This window comes from Acinetobacter sp. ANC_7635, from assembly GCF_056779945.1.
The window spans coordinates 635251-654484 of the sequence record NZ_JBWYIS010000001.1 but is presented as its reverse complement, the minus strand read 5'-3'; the positions used below and the strand labels follow the sequence as shown (position 1 = coordinate 654484).

Sequence of the window (19234 nt, the reverse complement as noted above, 5' to 3'; positions counted from 1 at the left end):
CAAAGATGATGAATTTAGAAAATCCGAAAAAATTTAAAATGCTTGTTGATCAAGCTCATCAGACAGCGTTAAACGTGCTTCGCCCTATTTCACGCAAATATGATAAAGCTGAACATGCTTATCCCAAAGAACTCGACATGTTAGCATCCCTATTGGATGGTATGAATGAAGGTGGCGATGGTATGAATGCTGGCGCTGCCGTCAATAAACGTGGAGATACGACTCAAGGCAACAAAAATGGCGTGAACATGTCTACTGCTTTGGGTGTAATTGAGATGTGTTATGGCGATACTGGTTTATTACTTACCATGCCTCGCCAAGGATTAGGTAACTCTGCAATTGCTGCTGTAGCCAATGAAGAGCAACTTGAACGCTTCAAAGGAACTTGGGCTGCGATGGCAATTACCGAGCCAGGCTGTGGATCTGATTCTGCAGCAATACGCACCACAGCGACTAAAGATGGTGATGATTATATTTTAAATGGCGAGAAAATTTTCGTCACTTCTGGTGAACGAGCTGATTCAGTCGTGGTTTGGGCAACACTCGATAAAAAACTTGGGCGTGCAGCAATCAAATCATTTGTTGTTCCTAAAGGCACGCCTGGCATGACCGTTGAACGTCTTGAACATAAACTCGGAATTAAAGCTTCAGATACTGCTGTCATTCGCTTTATCGATTGTCGTGTCCCTGCTGCAAATTTATTAGGCAATGCTGAAATCGATGTTGCAAAAGGTTTCGCTGGCGTCATGGAAACTTTTGATAATACACGCCCTCTTGTGGCCGCAATGGCAGTTGGGTGCTCTAAAGCGTCTTTAGAGCGTATCAAGGAAATTTTTAAAGACCAACTAGATGCTGAATATGCCACCCCCTACCTTCAATCCTCAAATATTGCAGCTCAGATTTATCGTATGGAAGCAGAATGGGAAGCTGCTCGTTTATTAACCCTAAAAGCTGCATGGATGGCTGACAATAAAAAGCCTAACTCGCGTGAAGCTTCAATTGCAAAAGCGAAAGCTGGACGAATTTGTAATGAAATTACATTGAAGTGTGTCGAACTTGCTGCAAGTGTAGGCTATACCGAAGATGAGTTGTTGGAAAAATGGGCGCGTGATTCCAAAATACTAGATATCTTCGAGGGTACACAACAAATTCAACAGCTTATTGTTGCGCGCCGTGAACTTGGAAAATCATCAAGCGAATTGAAATAAATCACGTTGAATTAAACTCAACTCCGATGAAACTTAGATATACTCTGTGAAGATTTACTAAGTTTCATCGATTATGTACTTTATTCGAACTATTCAACCCCAAGATAATCCCCATATTGCAAAAATCATTCGTGAAGTCTCTGTGGAGTTTGCTCTCGCTGCTGAATCAGGCTTCGCAGTAGCAGATCCAATTCTAGATCAACTCTATGACGTTTATACAAAACCTCACTCCATATATTGGGTTATTAGCAATGACCAACACGAGGTCTTTGGTGGTGGGGGCATTGCACCTTTGCTGGGCCACGAAAACACCCTAGAGATACAAAAAATGTATTTTATGCCCTCAATACGAGGTTTGGGTTTTGCAAAACAAATTCTAGAAAAATGTATCCAATTTGCACGAGATCAGGGTTACACGCAAATTTATCTCGAAACCACAGCATCTCTCTGGCAGGCTGTAAAATTATATGAAAAATTAGGTTTTCAACATCTACAACACCCATTAGGAAATACTGGACATAGTGATGCATGCGAAATACGCATGTTAAAAGTATTATAAAAAAACCGACCCATGGTCGGTTTTTTTATTTTTGAGTGTTAGCCCAATAATTTATCAATAACACCAAATTTTTTAAAAATTTTTGCTCGTCGTTTTGGATGAATATTGGCTTTATTTAAATCGCCACCATAATGGTCAAATACGCGCTTATCCATAATTTTAAACCATAACTTAGGTATTAAAACTGGGATCAACATCGTCGCATATCCACTTGGCAACACTGGCGCTTCTTCAAAGTTTCTCAATGCTTGGAATGGTCGTGTCGGATAAGCATGATGATCCGAATGGCGCTGCAACTGGTATAAGAATAGATTGGTTGTGATGTTATTATTATTCCAACTATGTTCAGGCATAGTGCGCGAGTAACTTCCATCCTCCTTCTTTTCTCGCAATAAGCCATAGTGCTCAAGATAGTTGACCATTTCGAATAAAGTCACACCATAAAGTGACTGAATAGCTAAGAATGGTAAAATTTTCTTACCATACAGTTTTAGCATCGTTGCGTGAAAAGTTGCACTAATGGCTGCGCCGTGAAATAGCTCATTTTTCAGTGAAAAGAACGACTCACCCTTACGATTTAATCGATGTTTTTCAATCTGTATTGCTGACTTCAAGCCACCGCTAATGGTTCTTGGAAGAAACTCATAAAAGGTCTCACCCATCTTAGAGGTCGCTGGATCTTCTGGAGTAGCTGCGCGCTTATGATGCCCATATGGGTGCTCAATACGGAAATGATTGTATCCAAGTGGTGCTAGTGTCACGTGTGACCAATAATGATCTGCACGCTTCGGTCGATGGCATAGTTCATGGGCAGTATTCACACCAATACCATTGATCAACCCCATAGTACAACCAATCAACAACTGATCCAACAATGGGGTTTCTTTACGAGAGACCACATATCCAGCAAAAAAATTGGCTGCATATTGTAAAGGCACAAACATTTTTACTATACGATCATAGTAAGGATCACTGACTAATTTTTTGATCTGCTCATCACTCGGATTATTCTCATCAGTACCGACCAAAGCATCAATGGTGGGAATAATTACGTGTAATAATAAAGGTCCACCTAATGCAAACAATTTTTTAGTTGCTTTAGGTCCGTATTGATATCCAGCCAAAAAGCCCATCCCTAATACAGGTAGTGCTGGACTAAGCAACCATAAGTAACGCTTCTTATCCAGTTGTAAGCCTTGCGCTATCGGGTTCTGACTCAATAACTCTTCAACTTTTACCTTTGCATTCACTTGCCATTTTCCTTTTCTATTTCTTATTTTTATCTTTGTTCATTTCAAATTTCAAATACAGTCGTAATCGTCCAAAAAAGCTATTGAGTCGTATTTCCACAACGATTTTGAAGCTAAAATACATTATAGAAATCTTTACACATGTTAAGATTCAGCAATTGTAAGCGTATAGGGAATATACGAAAAACATGGATGCCCTCAGTCAAGTTTTTGAAGATATTCACCTCAAAAATACGGAATATCTCTACCTTCAAGCACAAGGTAAATGGGCTTTTGAGTTAAGTCATCAAACAGCCATGATTACCTATATTTTATTATACGGTGAAGCCTTTTTTAAATTTCAAAATGGCGAACAGCTACACTTAAAAGCTGGAGATATGGCAATTATTCCTTCTGGAATGTCACATCAAGCCTATAGCCATCAAGAACAAAGATTAGTCAACATTACTCAAATAGAACATTTATTTAAAGGTTTAAGAGATGATGAAATTATCCTCGGTGACGAAGATGATAAATCTGAGAAATCTCTCATCTTCAGTATACGATCTAACATGGACAGTATTATGGGTGGACCATTGATTCAAGCCTTACCCACTTATATCCATTTAAACAATGCACTGAATGCTAGAGAGCCGGAGTGGTTAAGGATCGGGCTTTATTTCGTGGCTGATGAAACCAAGATGAACCGACCTGGTCGCCATAAGATTATGGATCACGTGGTGAGTATTATGTTAATCGAATGCGTGAGAGATTACATTTCCACGCTTACAGATCAGAATAACTGGTTAAATGCACTTACTCACCCAGAATTGAGCCCTGCATTTTCAGCGATTCACAGCCAACCAGAACGAAACTGGACTGTAGAATCATTGGCAGAAACTTGCTTTATGTCGCGTTCAAAATTCGCTCATTTATTTCAAAATATGGTGAATGAAACACCATTAGCATACTTACAGAAACACCGTTTAAGATTAGCCAGTCAACTTTTACGCTTGAGCCAGCTTTCAATCCAACAAATCGCACACAAAGTTGGTTATTCATCAGAGACTGCATTTAGTCAAGCCTTCAAAAAACATTATCTATGCAGTCCAAGCCAGTATCGGAATACTTATTTGAATTAATCGAATTGAATAAATCATAGCAAAATAAAAAAAGCACCGAAGTGCTTTTTTTATGAAGATAGAATTACTGGTGAGTTACTTAAGTTTTGCAACTGACTTTAAATACTCAGTGTAATCTTTAAGTAATTGTGTACCACGATAGTTTTGATAAAGCTGTGCAAGTTGCTGTTTTTCTTCAGCCGAAATCGAATCCATAGATGGTTTTTTTACCTCAGCCACACCGATAATTACCATTTCATTTGGTAATTGAGCTGTAGTCACAGACCACATTCCTGCTTTAGGTGCAGGCACACTAAATGCAGCACGTTCAATTTCTCGTTTAAGACCTTGAGAACGAGTAAAAACACCAGCATTTACGAAAGATTGCTGATGCTTAGTTAAAACCTGCTGTGAAGGTAGTGTTTTAAAATCCTTTAACATTGCAGCAACTTTTGCTTGAGCAGCTTCATATGCCTTTTGATTCAACAGCTTTTCTTTAACCTTTGCTTTGGCTACTGATAAAGGTTGAACACCAGCTTCACGGTATTCACGAACTTTCAACCAAACTGTATCACCATTCGCCAATTGTATATTGCTGGTCGCATTACGATCACCATTTTTTACATCTTGACTAAAGATCTTAGCTTTTACAGCAGGATCCGCTAGGACTGTATTTTGAGTGGCAAGAGTTACATTATTCGCAGTAACCAATTTAGCCGATTTTAATTCCTGAGGGACTACATCTAAAGCATCGCTACTTACAACGAGCTCATTCAAACCATTTACTAGATCAGAATAAGCATTGGCATTTTTAGATTTTAATAAATCAGCTTCAATACGTGCTTTTTCAGACTCAAAACTAGCAACATTCACTTGAGCAGCTTTAGTTTGAATAATATGTACACCAAAATCGGTTTTTACTGGCTTAGAAATCGTACCTTTTGAAGCTTGAACTGCATTATCAAAAGCATCACCGAATACACCGGCTTCATAACCATCAACTCGACCCGCATTATCTTTGGAACTAGAATCCTCAGAATACTGTTGAGCAGCCTCTGCAAAAGATAATCCTGATTGAATTTTTGCATAGACATCATTGGCTATTTTTTCAGCCTCAAGCGCAGTACGATTATCTGTTGTAATCAAAATATGTTGGACTTCAACTTTAGCATTTTTATTTTGTTGAGTTACATATTGATCATAAGCTTGTTTTAATTCTGCATCTGTAACAGTTGTTGTGGCATTTGCTACCATAGCAGGCGTTACCAATACATAATCAAGATCAACTGAGGCAGGTTGCTTAAACAGCACTTTATGTTTTTCATAATAAGCAGCGACTTCAGCATCAGTTATTTTTAAAGACGTTTTGTAATCATCCAATTTTACAGATGACATAAATAACGTACGTTGCTCACCTTGAAGATTTGCGATTTGCTGAATATCACTTTGGCTTACCAAAGAATTATCACGAATGCTTGAAACTAACATTTGAAGCGCATGATCTTGTCTTAAATTTTGGATTAGACCCTGGCTCGTCATATTAATTGATCGAAGATAGTTTTCATAAGCTTGTTGTGAAAATTTACCATCAACCTGCAGACTTGGCTGTTGAGCAATCATTTGTTCAATCTGAGCATCACTTAAACTGATGCCTAACTTTTCAGCCTGCTGAACCAATAAAGCACGATCAATTAAACTATCTAGAGCCATTTGTTCAATATACGATTGATTCAGAAGTGATTCATCACCTTGAACCATTTGTAAGAATTGATCTTTATAATTCTTCGTTTGAACTTCTAGCTCTTTATTAGAAATTTCTAAATCATTAACGGTTTTAGCAATCCCATCTTTGTTTCCACCACCGAAATAGCCTTCAATACCGACCAATGCCAATGGTGTCAAAAATAATACTAGAAGGACTTTGCCGAGCCACCCTTTAATGAGTTTACGAAACGATTCCATAGGTATTCCAATATTTTATTTCAAAGCGATTCTAACTGATAATCCAAACCGAATATATCAGATGAAGCCATAAATTTTCTTTTTAATAAAAAACGCGCCAAGTCGGCGCGTTTTGGACTTAATAAGAATTAAGCTACAGAATCTTTTAAACCTTTACCAGCTTTAAAGCTAGGAACTTTGCTTGCTTTAATTTGTAATTCTTCGCCAGTTTTCGGGTTACGACCAGTGCGTGCAGCACGATCTTTAACGCTGAAAGTACCAAATCCTACTAAAGTAACAGAGTCACCTTTTTTCAGCGCTTCGCCAATAGAAGCAATAGTCGCGTCCAATGCCTTACCAGCATCAGTCTTAGACAATCCCCCTTTCTCTGCAATTGCATCAATCAATTCTGATTTATTCATGAAGATTACGTCCTCTTATATCGTTTGTTTAAAATCCAAGGCTTGTATTTTAAAAGGCCATGACGACTTTATAGCAATGCTTTGGGGGGAAACGCAATACTGCTCGACCTGTTTTGATCAAAATAAGCGACAAAAAATACCAAAATTACAGTTTTATCTCTAAATCCATCATTTTTTTTCGAGTTTAGCTCGTAAAGCTTGATTTTCAGCAATGAGCACATCTAATTTCTGGTGAATATCTAAAATCATATTCTCAAGATGTTGTACATCTTTAGTTGAGACGAGCCCAATACGATTAAGCGAAGTACTCACCCCGTGATCTAAAAGTTTTTCCACCTTATCTTTTTTATCCGTAACAGACTCTTTAGTTTTTTCCGCAACTTTGTTTACTGTTTGATCAGTAAATTCAACCGTTTTAGATTCAAGCTCTTCACCAACTTTGACTAAAGAGTCAAACATTTTATTACCTTCTTCCTCTGCGCGAGAAAAAGCACCTAAACCAGCAAGCCAAATTTGTTTAGTATATTTACGAAAATCAAGTGTGGACTTGCGTTGATGCTTTGTTTTACGTGAGTTTGCAGGTTGTGAGTTGTCCATTAATTCCTGTTCTTTATTGTTATTTACATCTTGATCCACCGTTACACTCCTGTATATTTTAGCCTCTAAACTGACTATTCGTGCATAAAATACATTGATAATATCAAATATCGCTATTGAACCTTGTTCAAAACTGTTCTACAAAGCAATGATAAATGATGTAATCTTAGACTTAATTTAAGTTTGTGTTAATAGAACTTTTTAGATTTATTAAATTTGAATAGGATTTATTTATGAGTGAATCGCAACAACAACAAGGTCATACCCGTTTGTTGCTTAACATTGTTATGTTAGTTTTAGAGACATTCTATTCTTTCGTCTTAAAACATGACCGTGTTGTTCGCCTTCAAGCAAAAAAATTTGTAGAACAACAAATTACAATTAAAATGAATAGCTATATCCCCTATTTTGACTTTTATATCCAATTTACGGATAAAGGCATATTATTTGACCTTCAAGCGCCAGAAAAAGAACCTGACCTCAAGGTAAGTAGTACTTTAGTCGATATCATTCAAATTTTCGGGTTCGCAAACCGCAGAAGTTTGAAAAAAATGCGTATTGAAGGTGATCAAACCCTTAAAGACGAATTCAGAGATTTAGCATTGTATCTCTCAACACCGAAATTACTTTCAGATTGGAAAAATTGGTTAACAACAGCTTCTGAAGACCAAGATACAAAGGCTTCGAGAAAACGCATTGCACCATTACTTGAAAAAATTGACTTACAAAGATCTAAAATCAATACACTTCAAGTAGAGGTAAAACAATATAAAAATCGTATTCGTCGCATGCAATCCAACCAAAAACGTATCAACATTGCATTCGGGATAGTTTCGGTTCTATTCGTGGCTTTAATCGTGTATAATTTATTGAATATTTATTAAAATAATAAAGTTTTATCTGTTTGAATCCTCGCCATATTTAATTCCGATTAATTTAGTTGGTTTTTAGAAAAAATACTTGACTAAATTAGTCGGAATTCATAAAATTTCATCATCTAGCCTTTTACACGTGTATCGAATCATGCGCTTAACCACTCGCGGTCGCTACGCAGTGACTGCATTACTTGATCTAGCTTTGCAGCCGACTGAACAAACCATTACTTTGGCAGAAATTGCTACTCGCCAAACTATTTCTGTGGCTTATTTAGAACAACTATTTGCTAAATTAAAGCGTCATGGCTTGGTTTCGAGTGTACGTGGTGCTAATGGTGGATACCATTTAGCGCGTAATGCTTCTGATATTACGGTCTTAGAAATTATTGAAGCTGTAAACGAAACTGTTGATGCAACACGTTGTGACCACAAAGGTAACTGCCAAAATGGCGCAATGTGTCTAACTCACGATTTATGGCAAGAACTCTCCCTCCACATTGCCGATTACTTAGCTAAAATCTCTCTTGCTGATTTAGTTGCTCGCGATAACGTTCAAACTGTTGCGATCCGCCAGAATACAGCTCCATTAGATTCAGCCCTTTTATCGGTTACAGGTATTTGACATGAAACGTCCAATTTATCTTGATTATGCTGCAACGACTCCAGTCGACCCACAAGTTGCTGAGCGCATGATGGAATGCCTTACATTCGATGGGACTTTTGGTAACCCTGCATCACGTTCGCACGCATATGGTTGGCAAGCTGAAGAAAAAGTTGAATACGCTCGTGAGCAAGTTGCAAATCTTGTAAAAGCAGATCCACGCGAAATCGTTTGGACATCTGGCGCTACAGAATCTGACAACCTTGCATTGAAAGGTGTTGCACAGTTCTACGCTTCAAAAGGCAAACACATCATTACGAGTAAAATTGAACATAAAGCAATTTTAGATACTTGCCGTGAATTAGAACAAGAAGGCTTTGAAATTACCTATCTTGAACCAGAAGCTCAAACAGGTCTAATTACTCCTGAAATGGTTCAAGCCGCTTTACGTCCAGATACAATTCTTGTTTCATTAATGATGGTCAATAATGAAATTGGTACTGTGACTGATGTTGCCGCTATTGGTGAATTAACTCGTGCGAATAAGACATATTTCCACGTAGATGCCGCTCAAGCTGCTGGTAAAGTTGAAATCGATTTATCAACCATGAAAATTGATTTAATGAGTTTCTCTGCTCACAAAATTTATGGCCCTAAAGGTATCGGTGCACTTTACGTACGTCGTAGTCCACGTGTGCGTCTTAAAGCTCAAATGCATGGTGGTGGTCATGAGCGCGGTATGCGTTCTGGTACGCTTGCAACTCACCAAATTGTTGGTATGGGTGAAGCATTTGAACTTGCAGGTAAAAACCTAGTTGCTGAACAAACTCGCTTACGCACTCTACGTGACAAACTTTGGAATGGTCTACAAGATCTTGAACAAGTTTTCTTAAATGGTCATCCGACTCAAAACGTAGCAAACTACTTAAACGTAAGTTTTAACTTCGTTGAGGGTGAATCTTTAATGATGTCACTTAAAGATGCTGCTGTTTCATCTGGTTCAGCTTGTACTTCTGCAACATTAGAACCTTCTTATGTTCTTCGTGCATTAGGCTTATCTGATGAGTTAGCACACAGTTCAATTCGCTTCAGTTTTGGTAAATATACGACTGAAGAAGACATTGATCACGTACTAGAAGTGACTAAAGCTGCTGTAGAAAAATTACGTGACCTTTCTCCACTTTGGGATATGTACAAAGAAGGGATTGATCTGTCGAAAGTTGAATGGACAGAACACTAATTTAAACCAAACACATGCATCTTATTAAGCTTAAATATTGAAATTTAATAAGATGCACCCATATTAAATATTATCAGCCGACCCTGAGGTTTGGAGACGCATCATGGCTTATAGCGAAAAAGTGATTGATCATTACGAAAATCCTCGTAATGTTGGTGTTTTAGATAAAAACGCAGAAAACGTAGGTACAGGTATGGTCGGTGCACCAGCTTGTGGTGACGTTATGCGTCTTCAAATCCAAGTGGATGAGAATGGTGTAATCGAAGAAGCTCGCTTCAAAACTTACGGATGTGGTTCTGCAATTGCTTCAAGTTCACTTGTAACTGAATGGCTAAAAGGTAAAACTTTAGACCAAGCACAGCAAATCAAGAATATTGATATTGCAAATGAACTTGCGCTTCCTCCTGTAAAAGTACACTGCTCTGTACTTGCAGAAGATGCAATTAAAGCTGCTGTAGAAGACTACCGTAGCAAAAAAGCGAAAGCTTAATTTAGCGCTTGATGATTGAATGGAGTTTTCATGATCAATTTAACTGAAAATGCTGCAACTCATATCAGCAATTATTTATTGAATCGCGGTAAGGGTGAAGGTATTCGCGTTGGTGTGAAAACTTCAGGTTGTTCTGGATTGGCTTATGTTCTCGAATTCGTTGATGAAGTTGACGAACATGATCAAGTCTTTGAACAGTTTGGGGTTAAAGTTTTCGTTGATCCGAAGAGCCTTGTTTATCTAGAAGGTATGGAAATGGACTATGTTAAAAATGGTCTAAACGAAGGTTTTGAATTCAACAACCCAAACAAAAAAGGTGAATGTGGTTGTGGTGAATCTTTCACTGTTTAAGATAATCATTCTCTTTTTACCTGATTAAAACAGTGCCCTGCACTGTTTTAATTCTATTCAGCGCCCACTTTTATTTTTCACTATTTTGGAATTTCCAATCCATGAATCATTTTGAGTTGTTTAATCTCCCTGTAGCACTCGATATTGATTTAGCAACTTTGAAAGCTAACTTTCTAAAATTGCAGCAACAATATCATCCAGATAAAGCTGAAAATAAAGACCAAGCCTTGATCAAATCTAGCGAAATCAATCAAGCTTATAAAGTTTTATCTCAAGTTGACAGCCGTGCTGGATATTTACTTACACTCAAAAAACAAGACTATCATTTAGATCAATCCATCAATGATTTCGAATTTTTACAATCTGCATTAGAAATTCGTGAACAGTTAGATGAAGCTCAAAGTTCTGAACAACTTTCATCTTTAAAAACTGAAGTGCAACAATGGATTGATGGTTTAGTTCGCGAATTCAAAATAGACTATGAAGCTGAAGATTGGGCTGAGTCTCGCGATACTGTTCGAAAATTACGTTTCTTCCAAAAAGTGATGAATGATATACATCAAGCTGAAGATCGTATTCTCGATGATGAAGATTTTGACTTAGATGACGAATTCTAATTTTATTTTTTTGTTTTATTTTCAAGGGATTTAACACATGGCACTCTTGCAAATTGCTGAACCTGGACAATCAAGTGCGCCACATGAACATCGCATTGCTATTGGTATTGATTTAGGTACGACCCACTCTCTTGTAGCAACTGTGCTTTCTGGCAAACCTAAAGTTCTAAATGATGAACAAGGTCAAGTGTTACTTCCTTCTATCGTACATTATGCTGAAAACTCTACTGTGCTCGGCAATGACGCAAAACCGTTTATAACTCGTGACCCGCAGAATACTATTGTTTCTGTAAAACGTTTTATGGGACGCTCAAAAGCTGATATTAAATTTCAACACCCATATCAATTGGTGGGTGAAGACAATCAGATGCCTGCTTTTGAAACAGCGCAAGGTCGTAAAACACCTGTTGAAATTTCTGCTGAAATTCTAAAAAATCTAAAAGATCGCGCTGAAGCAAGTTTAAAGAATCCCATAAATGGTGCTGTCATTACAGTACCTGCCTATTTTGATGAGGCACAACGCCAAGCAACACGAGACGCTGCACAACTCGCTGGTTTAAACGTACTGAGATTATTAAACGAACCTACAGCAGCAGCTGTAGCGTATGGTTTAGATCAAGCAACAAATTTAAGTACAGATCAAAATTATGTGATTTACGACTTAGGTGGTGGTACTTTCGACGTATCCATCCTACGTTTCTCACAGGGTGTATTTGAGGTACTCTCTACAGGTGGACACACTGCACTTGGAGGCGATGATTTAGATCGTCTTATCGTCAAGTGGGCTAAAAAATCACTCAATATCGAGACCTTAGATGATAACGAGTATGCACACTTCCTTGTTGCAGCACGTAAAGCGAAAGAAGCTTTATCGGATCAAGATCAAGTTAATCTTCAGCTTTTAGAAAACGAATTAACTTTGGATCGTTCAACGTTTGAAAGCATCATTAAAGTTGCTCTAGATAAAACGATTTCAGTGTGCAAACGAGTATTACGTGATGCTAAATTGGAATTAGACGATATTAAAAATGTCGTTTTAGTTGGTGGCTCTACTCGCTCTTATGCGGTACAAAAAGCTGTAGCAGAAGTATTTAGTCAAGAACCTCTGTGTACCATTAATCCAGATGAAGTCGTTGCAATTGGTGCTGCAATTACTGCCAACCAATTAATTGGTAATAGCACCGATGGTTCTTTACTACTTGATGTAACACCGTTATCACTTGGTATTGAAACCATGGGTGGATTAGTAGAGCGATTAATTTCACGCAATACTGCAATTCCTGTCGCTCGTCGTCAAGAGTTCACCACGTATCAAGATGGTCAAACTGCGATGTTAATCCATGTTGTCCAAGGTGAGCGCGATTTAGTAGAACATTGCCGTAGTCTCGGACGTTTTGTTTTACGCGGCATTCCACCGATGACTGCTGGTCAAGCACGCATTGAAGTGACTTATCAAGTCGATGCTGACGGTCTCTTATCGGTATCTGCTCGTGAAACAACATCTAACGTCTCAGCTCAGATTGATATTAAACCATCATACGGTTTATCTGATACTGATATGGAGCGCCTACTGGTTGATGGTTTTAAATTTGCAGCAGAAGATAAAGCCCTTCGTCATTTACATGAAACTAAAGTTGAAGCTCAACGAGAACTTGAAGCTCTTTCTCAAGCGCTTAAAGCTGATATTAAACTCTTGACTGAACAGGAAGCTCAGGATTTAACTTCTGCACAAACTCATTTGGCTCAACAACTTGAAACTTCTGATATTGAAGCAATTGAAGCTGCTGTTGCTGCGTTAAAAGTTCATAGTGATGCATTTGCTGCAAAACGAATGAATCAACATATTGATCATGCTCTCAAAGGCACTAAGCTTGACGATTGGGCAAACTCAAACTAAACATAGGTAAAAATTTATGCCACGTATTAAAGTTCTTCCACATGCGCAAATTTGCCCTGAAGGTGCTGAGTTTGAAGTTGAGCAAAATGCCAATCTTTGCGAAAGCCTTCTAAAAAATGGTATCAAAATTGAACATGCTTGTGATATGTCTGCAGCTTGTACGACCTGCCATGTCATTGTTCGTAAAGGTTTTGATGGTCTTGAAGAAATGAATGATGTAGAAGCAGATTTACTCGATCGTGCTTGGGGTCTAGAGCCAGATTCACGTCTTTCTTGCCAAGTAAAAATTGAAAATGATGATTTAGAAGTTGAAATTCCGAAGTATACGATTAACCATGCTTCTGAAAATCATTAATCATTTGTAAAACCATATAAAAAAGGTCACTTAAGTGACCTTTTTATTTATATAGATATAAAATCCTAATTTAGATATTTTACTTCATCAGATAGTTTTAACTTCACAATACCAGAAGAGTTGGTTAAATCCTGCTGAAGTTTAATACGTTCAATCATTTTTTCTAAAACTGCGATTAATTCAGCATATTCGTAATTTTGTACTTCTTCCATATTCAGCACCAGTTGAAACCCTTTGTACTCGTAATCAAACCAATGTTGATGGGTTTGCTTGGTGCTATATTTTTCCATGACCTGCCAACTTTTAATTGAACCATGAATCCCTTTCAGCTCTATAGGTTCCTGAGGTGCACAAAGATAATAGTTTTTAACTAACTTATAAGTCTCATCCGAGATTAAAATTTCATCAATTTCTGCAGCATTTTGAAGTCTTGCAGCTAAATTTGCATCCCGCCCTACAATAGTATATGCCATTCGATGAACTGCGCCATAGTTACCAACGTGACAATAACCTGTACTAATGCCCATACGTATATGCAGTGCTGAGTATCCCATTTTCACCCAGCGTTCACGCAAAAATTTCATTTGTTGACGCATTGCCATCGCCATATCGATGCAATTTTTGGCATCCTGCTCAACCCCTTGCGAATCTGGATCTCCAAAGAAAATGAGAATCGCGTCTCCCATAAACTTGTCAATTGTTCCACCATATTGCTTGGCAATTTCAGTCATATGGCTCAGATAGTCATTCAAAACAAAAGCTAAGTCATCTGGAATAAGAGTCTCTGAAAGCTCAGTAAATCCCTGAATGTCAGAGAAAAAAATCGTAATTTTTTTTCGTTTATATTCAAGTTTCGCTTCAGTTTCACCACGCATGATTGATTGCCACAATTGAATTGGTGCATAGCGGCTTAACTGATTCGATAACTCAATATATCGATTCATTTCTTTAAAATAAGTTTGACGTTGAACATCTAATTTTTTTACACGTCGATTCTGATAATAATTAGCAAAATTCACAAAAAGAATCGCACATATACACGAGACTACGGACAATTCGATTGAAGTTTGCTGGAAATAATCTTCAAAACCAAAAATAAAAATTGTACAAATATAAAAAACAATGATCGCAACTAAAATTGCAATCGAACTCACCATCATCGAAATTTTATTATTAACGGCAGTAAACACCAATCCAAACAGGAAAACAAATGTTGGCAACAAACTTAAATGCACTGCTGCTAAGGCGGTAGCTACAACAACAACATCAATAATAAAGAACGCAAAACGTCTGGTTTTACTACCATAACGATATTGGATACTGTGTGAAATTCGGGGTGCCAATAGAATCAGCAAGAAAATAAATAGAGGGTATAAAATCTGATAATTTTGGTTTTGTGAAGTGAAATAATAGATCACAACAAGAATCGCGATCATCACATACCCCATCATCCTGAGGAGTACTTCAAATTGCTGTGGCTCTTTATCCAGCATTCGTTCAAATGGCAATTGCTATTACCTCAATTCACATTATTTTTATTCTTCCTTGAAATTGACGTATTTACTCCATACGCCAATCGAAAGGCATGTCACCTTGACCACGTAGCGCGAGCATGAGCGTTTGACGCATATGCGCTAAAACATCATTACTGTAAGGAACTGCAGGTGAAGCACCCCAAACAGGCTTAGGCCATGCAGAATCATTCTGATAACGAACAACATGATGAAAATGAAGTTGAGGAACCATATTTCCTAGTGCTGCAACGTTCATTTTATCCGCACGGAAAACTCGAGATAATTGACTAGATAACCAGCTAGATTCTCTTAAAAATTGTTCTTGGTCTGCTTGGCTTAATTCATATAATTCAGTTACACCAGGAACACGCGGTACCAAAATCAACCATGGAAATTGCATGTCATTCATTAAACGACAAGTTGAAAGTGGAAAGTCGCCAACAAAAAAAGTATCTTGAGCAAGTTGTGGATGCAAACTAAACATATATTTATAAATGACGCAAAAATTAAATGGATAGCTAATACTAACACAACAGTTTTAGACTGAGTATTATTAGTCATGTGTTTCGATACAAAAAAATATGTATTTCATTGATTTGAATCTCACTCATTCATTACAATGCATCGCTAAAAAATCAACCTATAAGGTTGACTGTCAGCCAGTGCATTTTGAGCAATGAACAAGTCTCGATTCAAGCCCAACTTAGATCAGTTGAGCCCTCTCATCAACTCATCTAAAAGATCATTAATAAACTGAATTCTTTTGTCATTTTCCTCAAGCATAACCATCACTTTCAGACGTTGACCACCGTCCATTCTAAAAAATGTCGGATGTTTTTGCATCATTTGGATAATACTCATCGCTTGAACAGGAGTATCAGGTGAAAATTCAATTTGGCCACCCTGCTTACTCAAATCAATCTTGGTAATACCTAATTTTTCTGCTTTTATACGCACCTGATGAACAGTAAAAAGATATTTCACTTGTTGAGGTAGCACACCAAAACGATCGATAAGCTCCATACGGATATGATCGAGTTTTTCTTGTGTATCCGTATTACTAATTCGCTTATATAACAATAAACGCTGATGCACATCACCTAAATATTCATCTGGAATTAATGCAGGCATATGTAAACTAATTTCTGCGGTGAGTGACAAAGGTGCATCAAAGTTAGGAGTCTTACCATTTTGGATGGCTTTAGTCGCTTTCTCAAGCATTTCCATATATAGACTATATCCAATTGCATGCATTGAACCACTTTGCTGCTCACCTAGAAGCTCGCCTGCTCCACGTATTTCTAAATCCTCTGTCGCCAATACAAAACCAGCGCCTAAAGTAGAAGCACGCTGAATGGCATCAAGTCGTTTTTCAGCATCACCTTTTAAGCCTTTAATAGACGGAACCATCAGATACGCATAGGCTTGATGATGAGAGCGCCCCACACGACCACGCAGTTGATGAAGTTGTGCTAAACCTAGCTTGTCTGCTCGCTCGATGATAATTGTATTGGCATTTGGTACATCAATTCCCGTTTCAATAATGGTCGAACACACCAATACATTATATTCTTTATGATAAAACTGCTGCATGACCTGCTCTAACTCACGCTCACGCATTTGACCATGCGCAACTGCAACCCGAGCTTCAGGAACTAACAACCGAATATTTTCAGCCGCTCGTTCAATGGTATCCACTTCATTATGCAAGATATAAACTTGACCACCACGTAATAGCTCACGCAAAATCGCCTCTTTCATTGTGGCATCGGTCTGCTCATTGACAAAGGTCTTAACAGCAAGACGGCGTGCAGGTGGTGTAGCAATAATTGAGAGGTCACGCATACCTGAAAACGCCATATTTAACGTACGCGGGATTGGCGTAGCGGTTAGCGTCAGCATATCTACATCGGCACGCATCGCTTTAATACGCTCTTTGTCTCGCACACCAAAGCGATGTTCTTCATCGACAATCATCAATCCAAGTTGTTTAAACTGGACATTTTCCTGCAAAATTTTATGTGTTCCAATAACGATATCGACTTTACCATCTGCCAAATCTTCGATCGTTTTTAAGTGTGTTTTATTTGAGCCAAATCGAGATAACACTTCAATACGGATAGGCCAATCAGCAAATCGGTCTTTGAAAGATTCATAATGCTGTTGCGCAAGTAAAGTTGTTGGAACTAAAACAGCAACTTGCTTATTGTTCTGTACAGCAACAAAAGCAGCTCTCATCGCTACTTCTGTCTTACCAAATCCAACATCACCACAGACTAAACGATCCATTGGTTTAGCTTGTTGCATGTCGTATAAAGTCGCTTCGATAGCATTCGCTTGATCAAGCGTTTCTTCATAAGCAAAACCACTAACAAACTGCATATAAGTAGTGTGATCTAATTCAAATTGAATACCTGGTTTTGAGTGGCGTCTTGCTTGAATATGAAGAAGTTCGGCTGCAACATCATGTATTTGCTCTAGTGCTTTGCGCTTAGCTTTATTCCAAGCATCAGTACCAAGTTTATGCAGTGGTGCTAAATCAGGATCACCTCCACTGTATCGACTAATCAGATGCAAATTGGTGACAGGAACATAGACTTTGGCATCATCAGCATAATTAAGTTGCAAAAATTCGTGGTCTTGCTCATCAATACATAAAGTCACTAATCCCGCATAGCGACCTACACCGTGATCAATATGAACTACAGGAGCACCTATACTTAATTCAGTTAAACTTTTAACTAAGAACTCTTCAGAAACTTCATGCTGGCGTTTTCTACGGCGTTGTACAACACGATGCTCATAGAGTTGATTTTCTGAAATGACAGATATTTGTCCTTTAATCTCCAAACCACGTTCAAGTGGTGCATGCGTTACTGCTACTGAATATTGTTGATTAATAAACTCCTGATAATGCTCTACAACAGGAATTTCACCCATACTTGCTCGCAAGGAGTCCTTTAACGATTCACGACGTCCCGCACTTTCAGCAACGAGTAAGACAGGGTGTTGCGCAGCATCAATAAATGATTTTACAGCATGAAATGGCTGTTGATGTTTAGGCTCTACCGCTAAACGAGGTGGCTGTTCAGCAGAGGTATTAATTACACCCGTTTTAGGTTCAAAAACTTCGTCAGATGCGATAATACGAGGAAACTGATTGAGTTGTTCAAAAATTTGATTTTGTTGAAAGAAGATTTGTTCTGGAGCTAATAAAGGTTGATCAACATTATGACGTCGGTCTTCATAACGCTGATAAATATCTTTCCAAAATTGAGTTAATTCACTTTCAATATTTCGATCTGTAATGACAATGGAATGATTTGGTAAGTATGATGAAATACTACTTTGTTCTAGCATTTCTTTTTTTGAAAAGAACAGTGGAAAGTAATAGTCCAATCCTGGTGAAGATATCCCCTCCATTACATCCTGATAAATTGGATTTTTTTTCGGGTTCGCCGTTGGAAACTCTTCAGCATAACGGTCTCGAAATTGAGCTCTACCTTCTTTTAAAGGAAACTCTTTAGCTGGTAAAACCTTAAAATGTTCAAGTTTCGTCGTGGTCCTTTGAGTTTCTGGATCAAAAAATTTTAAAGAATCAATTTCATCATCAAACAAATCTATTCGAATTGGAGCATCTTGCCCTGAAGCAAAAATATCAACTAAACTTCCCCGAACAGCAAATTCTCCATGATCATATACAGTATCGACCAAATGATAACCAGCCTGAATCAGGCGTTGTTTCTGCTTTTCTAAATCAAATTTTTGCCCAACGCTAATATCAAAATGCTCACCTAACACCCAAGACGTCGGCGCAACACGTTGTGCCAAAGTTGTGCTTGAAATGAGTAGTATCCCTTTTGTTGGCATATTAGAGAGCACTGATAATCTTTCTGAGACAATATCTTGATGCGGAGACAACCGATCGTAAGGTAAGATCTCCCAATCTGGAAAGATGGTGGGCTTCACACCATAAAATTCAAGTTCACTCTCAAGTTGAGCTAAATGTTGATTATTTCTAGCTACCAGAACAAAGAGTCGATCAGAGTTTTGACTTATTTCTTTTAAAAGCAAAGCGATGGCAGAGCCTTTAAGCGCCCCTAACCATCTTTTTTCGCCAGATTTTATTTGTGATAGATTAAGTTGAGAAATTTCTTTTTGGAACATGAAGATCGCTTTAAAAGTCTGGTAGGACATTGCACTATTTTATCATGTTC

General features: G+C 38.0%; 18 protein-coding genes. 11 read left to right on the top strand and 7 right to left on the bottom strand.

Features of this window, described 5'->3' with window-relative positions:
• The first annotated feature begins 8 nt into the window (after nt 1-8).
• Nucleotides 9-1208, top strand: a complete 1200-nt coding sequence (locus AC1M89_RS03310) for an acyl-CoA dehydrogenase family protein (RefSeq protein WP_035263603.1) — start codon at nt 9-11, stop codon at nt 1206-1208.
• Nucleotides 1209-1281: 73 nt separating this feature from the next.
• Nucleotides 1282-1767 (top strand): GNAT family N-acetyltransferase, encoded by a 486-nt coding sequence (locus AC1M89_RS03305; RefSeq protein ID WP_180027823.1) that lies wholly within the window; start codon nt 1282-1284, stop codon nt 1765-1767.
• A gap of 38 nt (nt 1768-1805) precedes the next feature.
• Here AC1M89_RS03305 and AC1M89_RS03300 read toward each other — a convergent pair whose 3' ends face one another.
• Nucleotides 1806-3017 carry an alkane 1-monooxygenase gene (locus AC1M89_RS03300; RefSeq protein ID WP_035263607.1) on the bottom strand — a complete coding sequence of 404 codons (1212 nt, stop codon included), beginning with the start codon at nt 3015-3017 and terminating at the stop codon, nt 1806-1808.
• Nucleotides 3018-3205: 188 nt separating this feature from the next.
• Between AC1M89_RS03300 and AC1M89_RS03295 the strand changes: the two genes are divergently transcribed.
• Entirely contained in the window at nt 3206-4138 is a 933-nt protein-coding gene (locus AC1M89_RS03295) for an AraC family transcriptional regulator (RefSeq protein ID WP_179998072.1), read from the top strand.
• A gap of 75 nt (nt 4139-4213) precedes the next feature.
• On the opposite strand, the gene AC1M89_RS03290 is transcribed toward AC1M89_RS03295, so the two are convergent.
• The 3 genes from AC1M89_RS03290 to AC1M89_RS03280 form a co-directional block, all read right to left on the bottom strand.
• On the bottom strand, nt 4214-6079 hold the full coding sequence (locus AC1M89_RS03290) for a SurA N-terminal domain-containing protein (RefSeq protein WP_481613899.1): 1866 nt from the start codon (nt 6077-6079) through the stop codon (nt 4214-4216).
• 128 nt (nt 6080-6207) lie between these two features.
• On the bottom strand, nt 6208-6480 hold the full coding sequence (locus AC1M89_RS03285) for an HU family DNA-binding protein (RefSeq protein WP_035263613.1): 273 nt from the start codon (nt 6478-6480) through the stop codon (nt 6208-6210).
• A 168-nt stretch (nt 6481-6648) separates the two neighbouring features.
• The gene (locus AC1M89_RS03280; RefSeq protein ID WP_092766445.1) at nt 6649-7077 is read right to left on the bottom strand and encodes a phasin family protein; all 429 of its coding nucleotides are present in this window, start codon (nt 7075-7077) and stop codon (nt 6649-6651) included.
• A 233-nt stretch (nt 7078-7310) separates the two neighbouring features.
• Between AC1M89_RS03280 and AC1M89_RS03275 the strand changes: the two genes are divergently transcribed.
• The 8 genes from AC1M89_RS03275 (at nt 7311) to fdx (ending at nt 13503) form a co-directional block, all read left to right on the top strand.
• Nucleotides 7311-7961, top strand: coding sequence for a hypothetical protein (locus AC1M89_RS03275; RefSeq protein WP_481613898.1), 651 nt, complete (start codon nt 7311-7313; stop codon nt 7959-7961).
• 139 nt (nt 7962-8100) lie between these two features.
• Complete coding sequence (locus tag AC1M89_RS03270) at nt 8101-8574, top strand: Rrf2 family transcriptional regulator (protein ID WP_035263618.1); 474 nt, start codon at nt 8101-8103, stop codon at nt 8572-8574.
• Nucleotide 8575: 1 nt separating this feature from the next.
• On the top strand, nt 8576-9793 hold the full coding sequence (locus tag AC1M89_RS03265; RefSeq protein WP_035263620.1) for an IscS subfamily cysteine desulfurase: 1218 nt from the start codon (nt 8576-8578) through the stop codon (nt 9791-9793).
• A gap of 103 nt (nt 9794-9896) precedes the next feature.
• The gene (gene iscU, locus AC1M89_RS03260; RefSeq protein ID WP_035263622.1) at nt 9897-10283 is read left to right on the top strand and encodes a Fe-S cluster assembly scaffold IscU; all 387 of its coding nucleotides are present in this window, start codon (nt 9897-9899) and stop codon (nt 10281-10283) included.
• Nucleotides 10284-10313: 30 nt separating this feature from the next.
• A complete protein-coding gene (gene iscA / locus AC1M89_RS03255; RefSeq protein WP_035263624.1) occupies nt 10314-10634 on the top strand; it encodes an iron-sulfur cluster assembly protein IscA in 321 nt (106 codons plus the stop codon).
• Between the two features lie 101 nt (nt 10635-10735).
• Complete coding sequence (gene hscB, locus AC1M89_RS03250) at nt 10736-11251, top strand: Fe-S protein assembly co-chaperone HscB (RefSeq protein ID WP_092766335.1); 516 nt, start codon at nt 10736-10738, stop codon at nt 11249-11251.
• A gap of 37 nt (nt 11252-11288) precedes the next feature.
• The gene (gene hscA, locus AC1M89_RS03245; protein WP_481613897.1) at nt 11289-13148 is read left to right on the top strand and encodes a Fe-S protein assembly chaperone HscA; all 1860 of its coding nucleotides are present in this window, start codon (nt 11289-11291) and stop codon (nt 13146-13148) included.
• Between the two features lie 16 nt (nt 13149-13164).
• Nucleotides 13165-13503 carry an ISC system 2Fe-2S type ferredoxin gene (gene fdx / locus AC1M89_RS03240; protein WP_035263630.1) on the top strand — a complete coding sequence of 113 codons (339 nt, stop codon included), beginning with the start codon at nt 13165-13167 and terminating at the stop codon, nt 13501-13503.
• Between the two features lie 65 nt (nt 13504-13568).
• Here fdx and AC1M89_RS03235 read toward each other — a convergent pair whose 3' ends face one another.
• From AC1M89_RS03235 to mfd, 3 genes are all read right to left on the bottom strand, one after another.
• On the bottom strand, nt 13569-15011 hold the full coding sequence (locus AC1M89_RS03235) for an adenylate/guanylate cyclase domain-containing protein (protein ID WP_035263632.1): 1443 nt from the start codon (nt 15009-15011) through the stop codon (nt 13569-13571).
• Between the two features lie 52 nt (nt 15012-15063).
• Complete coding sequence (locus AC1M89_RS03230; protein ID WP_035263634.1) at nt 15064-15501, bottom strand: HIT domain-containing protein; 438 nt, start codon at nt 15499-15501, stop codon at nt 15064-15066.
• 224 nt (nt 15502-15725) lie between these two features.
• Nucleotides 15726-19184: a transcription-repair coupling factor gene (gene mfd / locus AC1M89_RS03225; RefSeq protein WP_481613937.1), complete on the bottom strand. Its 3459-nt coding sequence runs from the start codon at nt 19182-19184 to the stop codon at nt 15726-15728.
• Between the last annotated feature and the right edge of the window lie 50 nt (nt 19185-19234).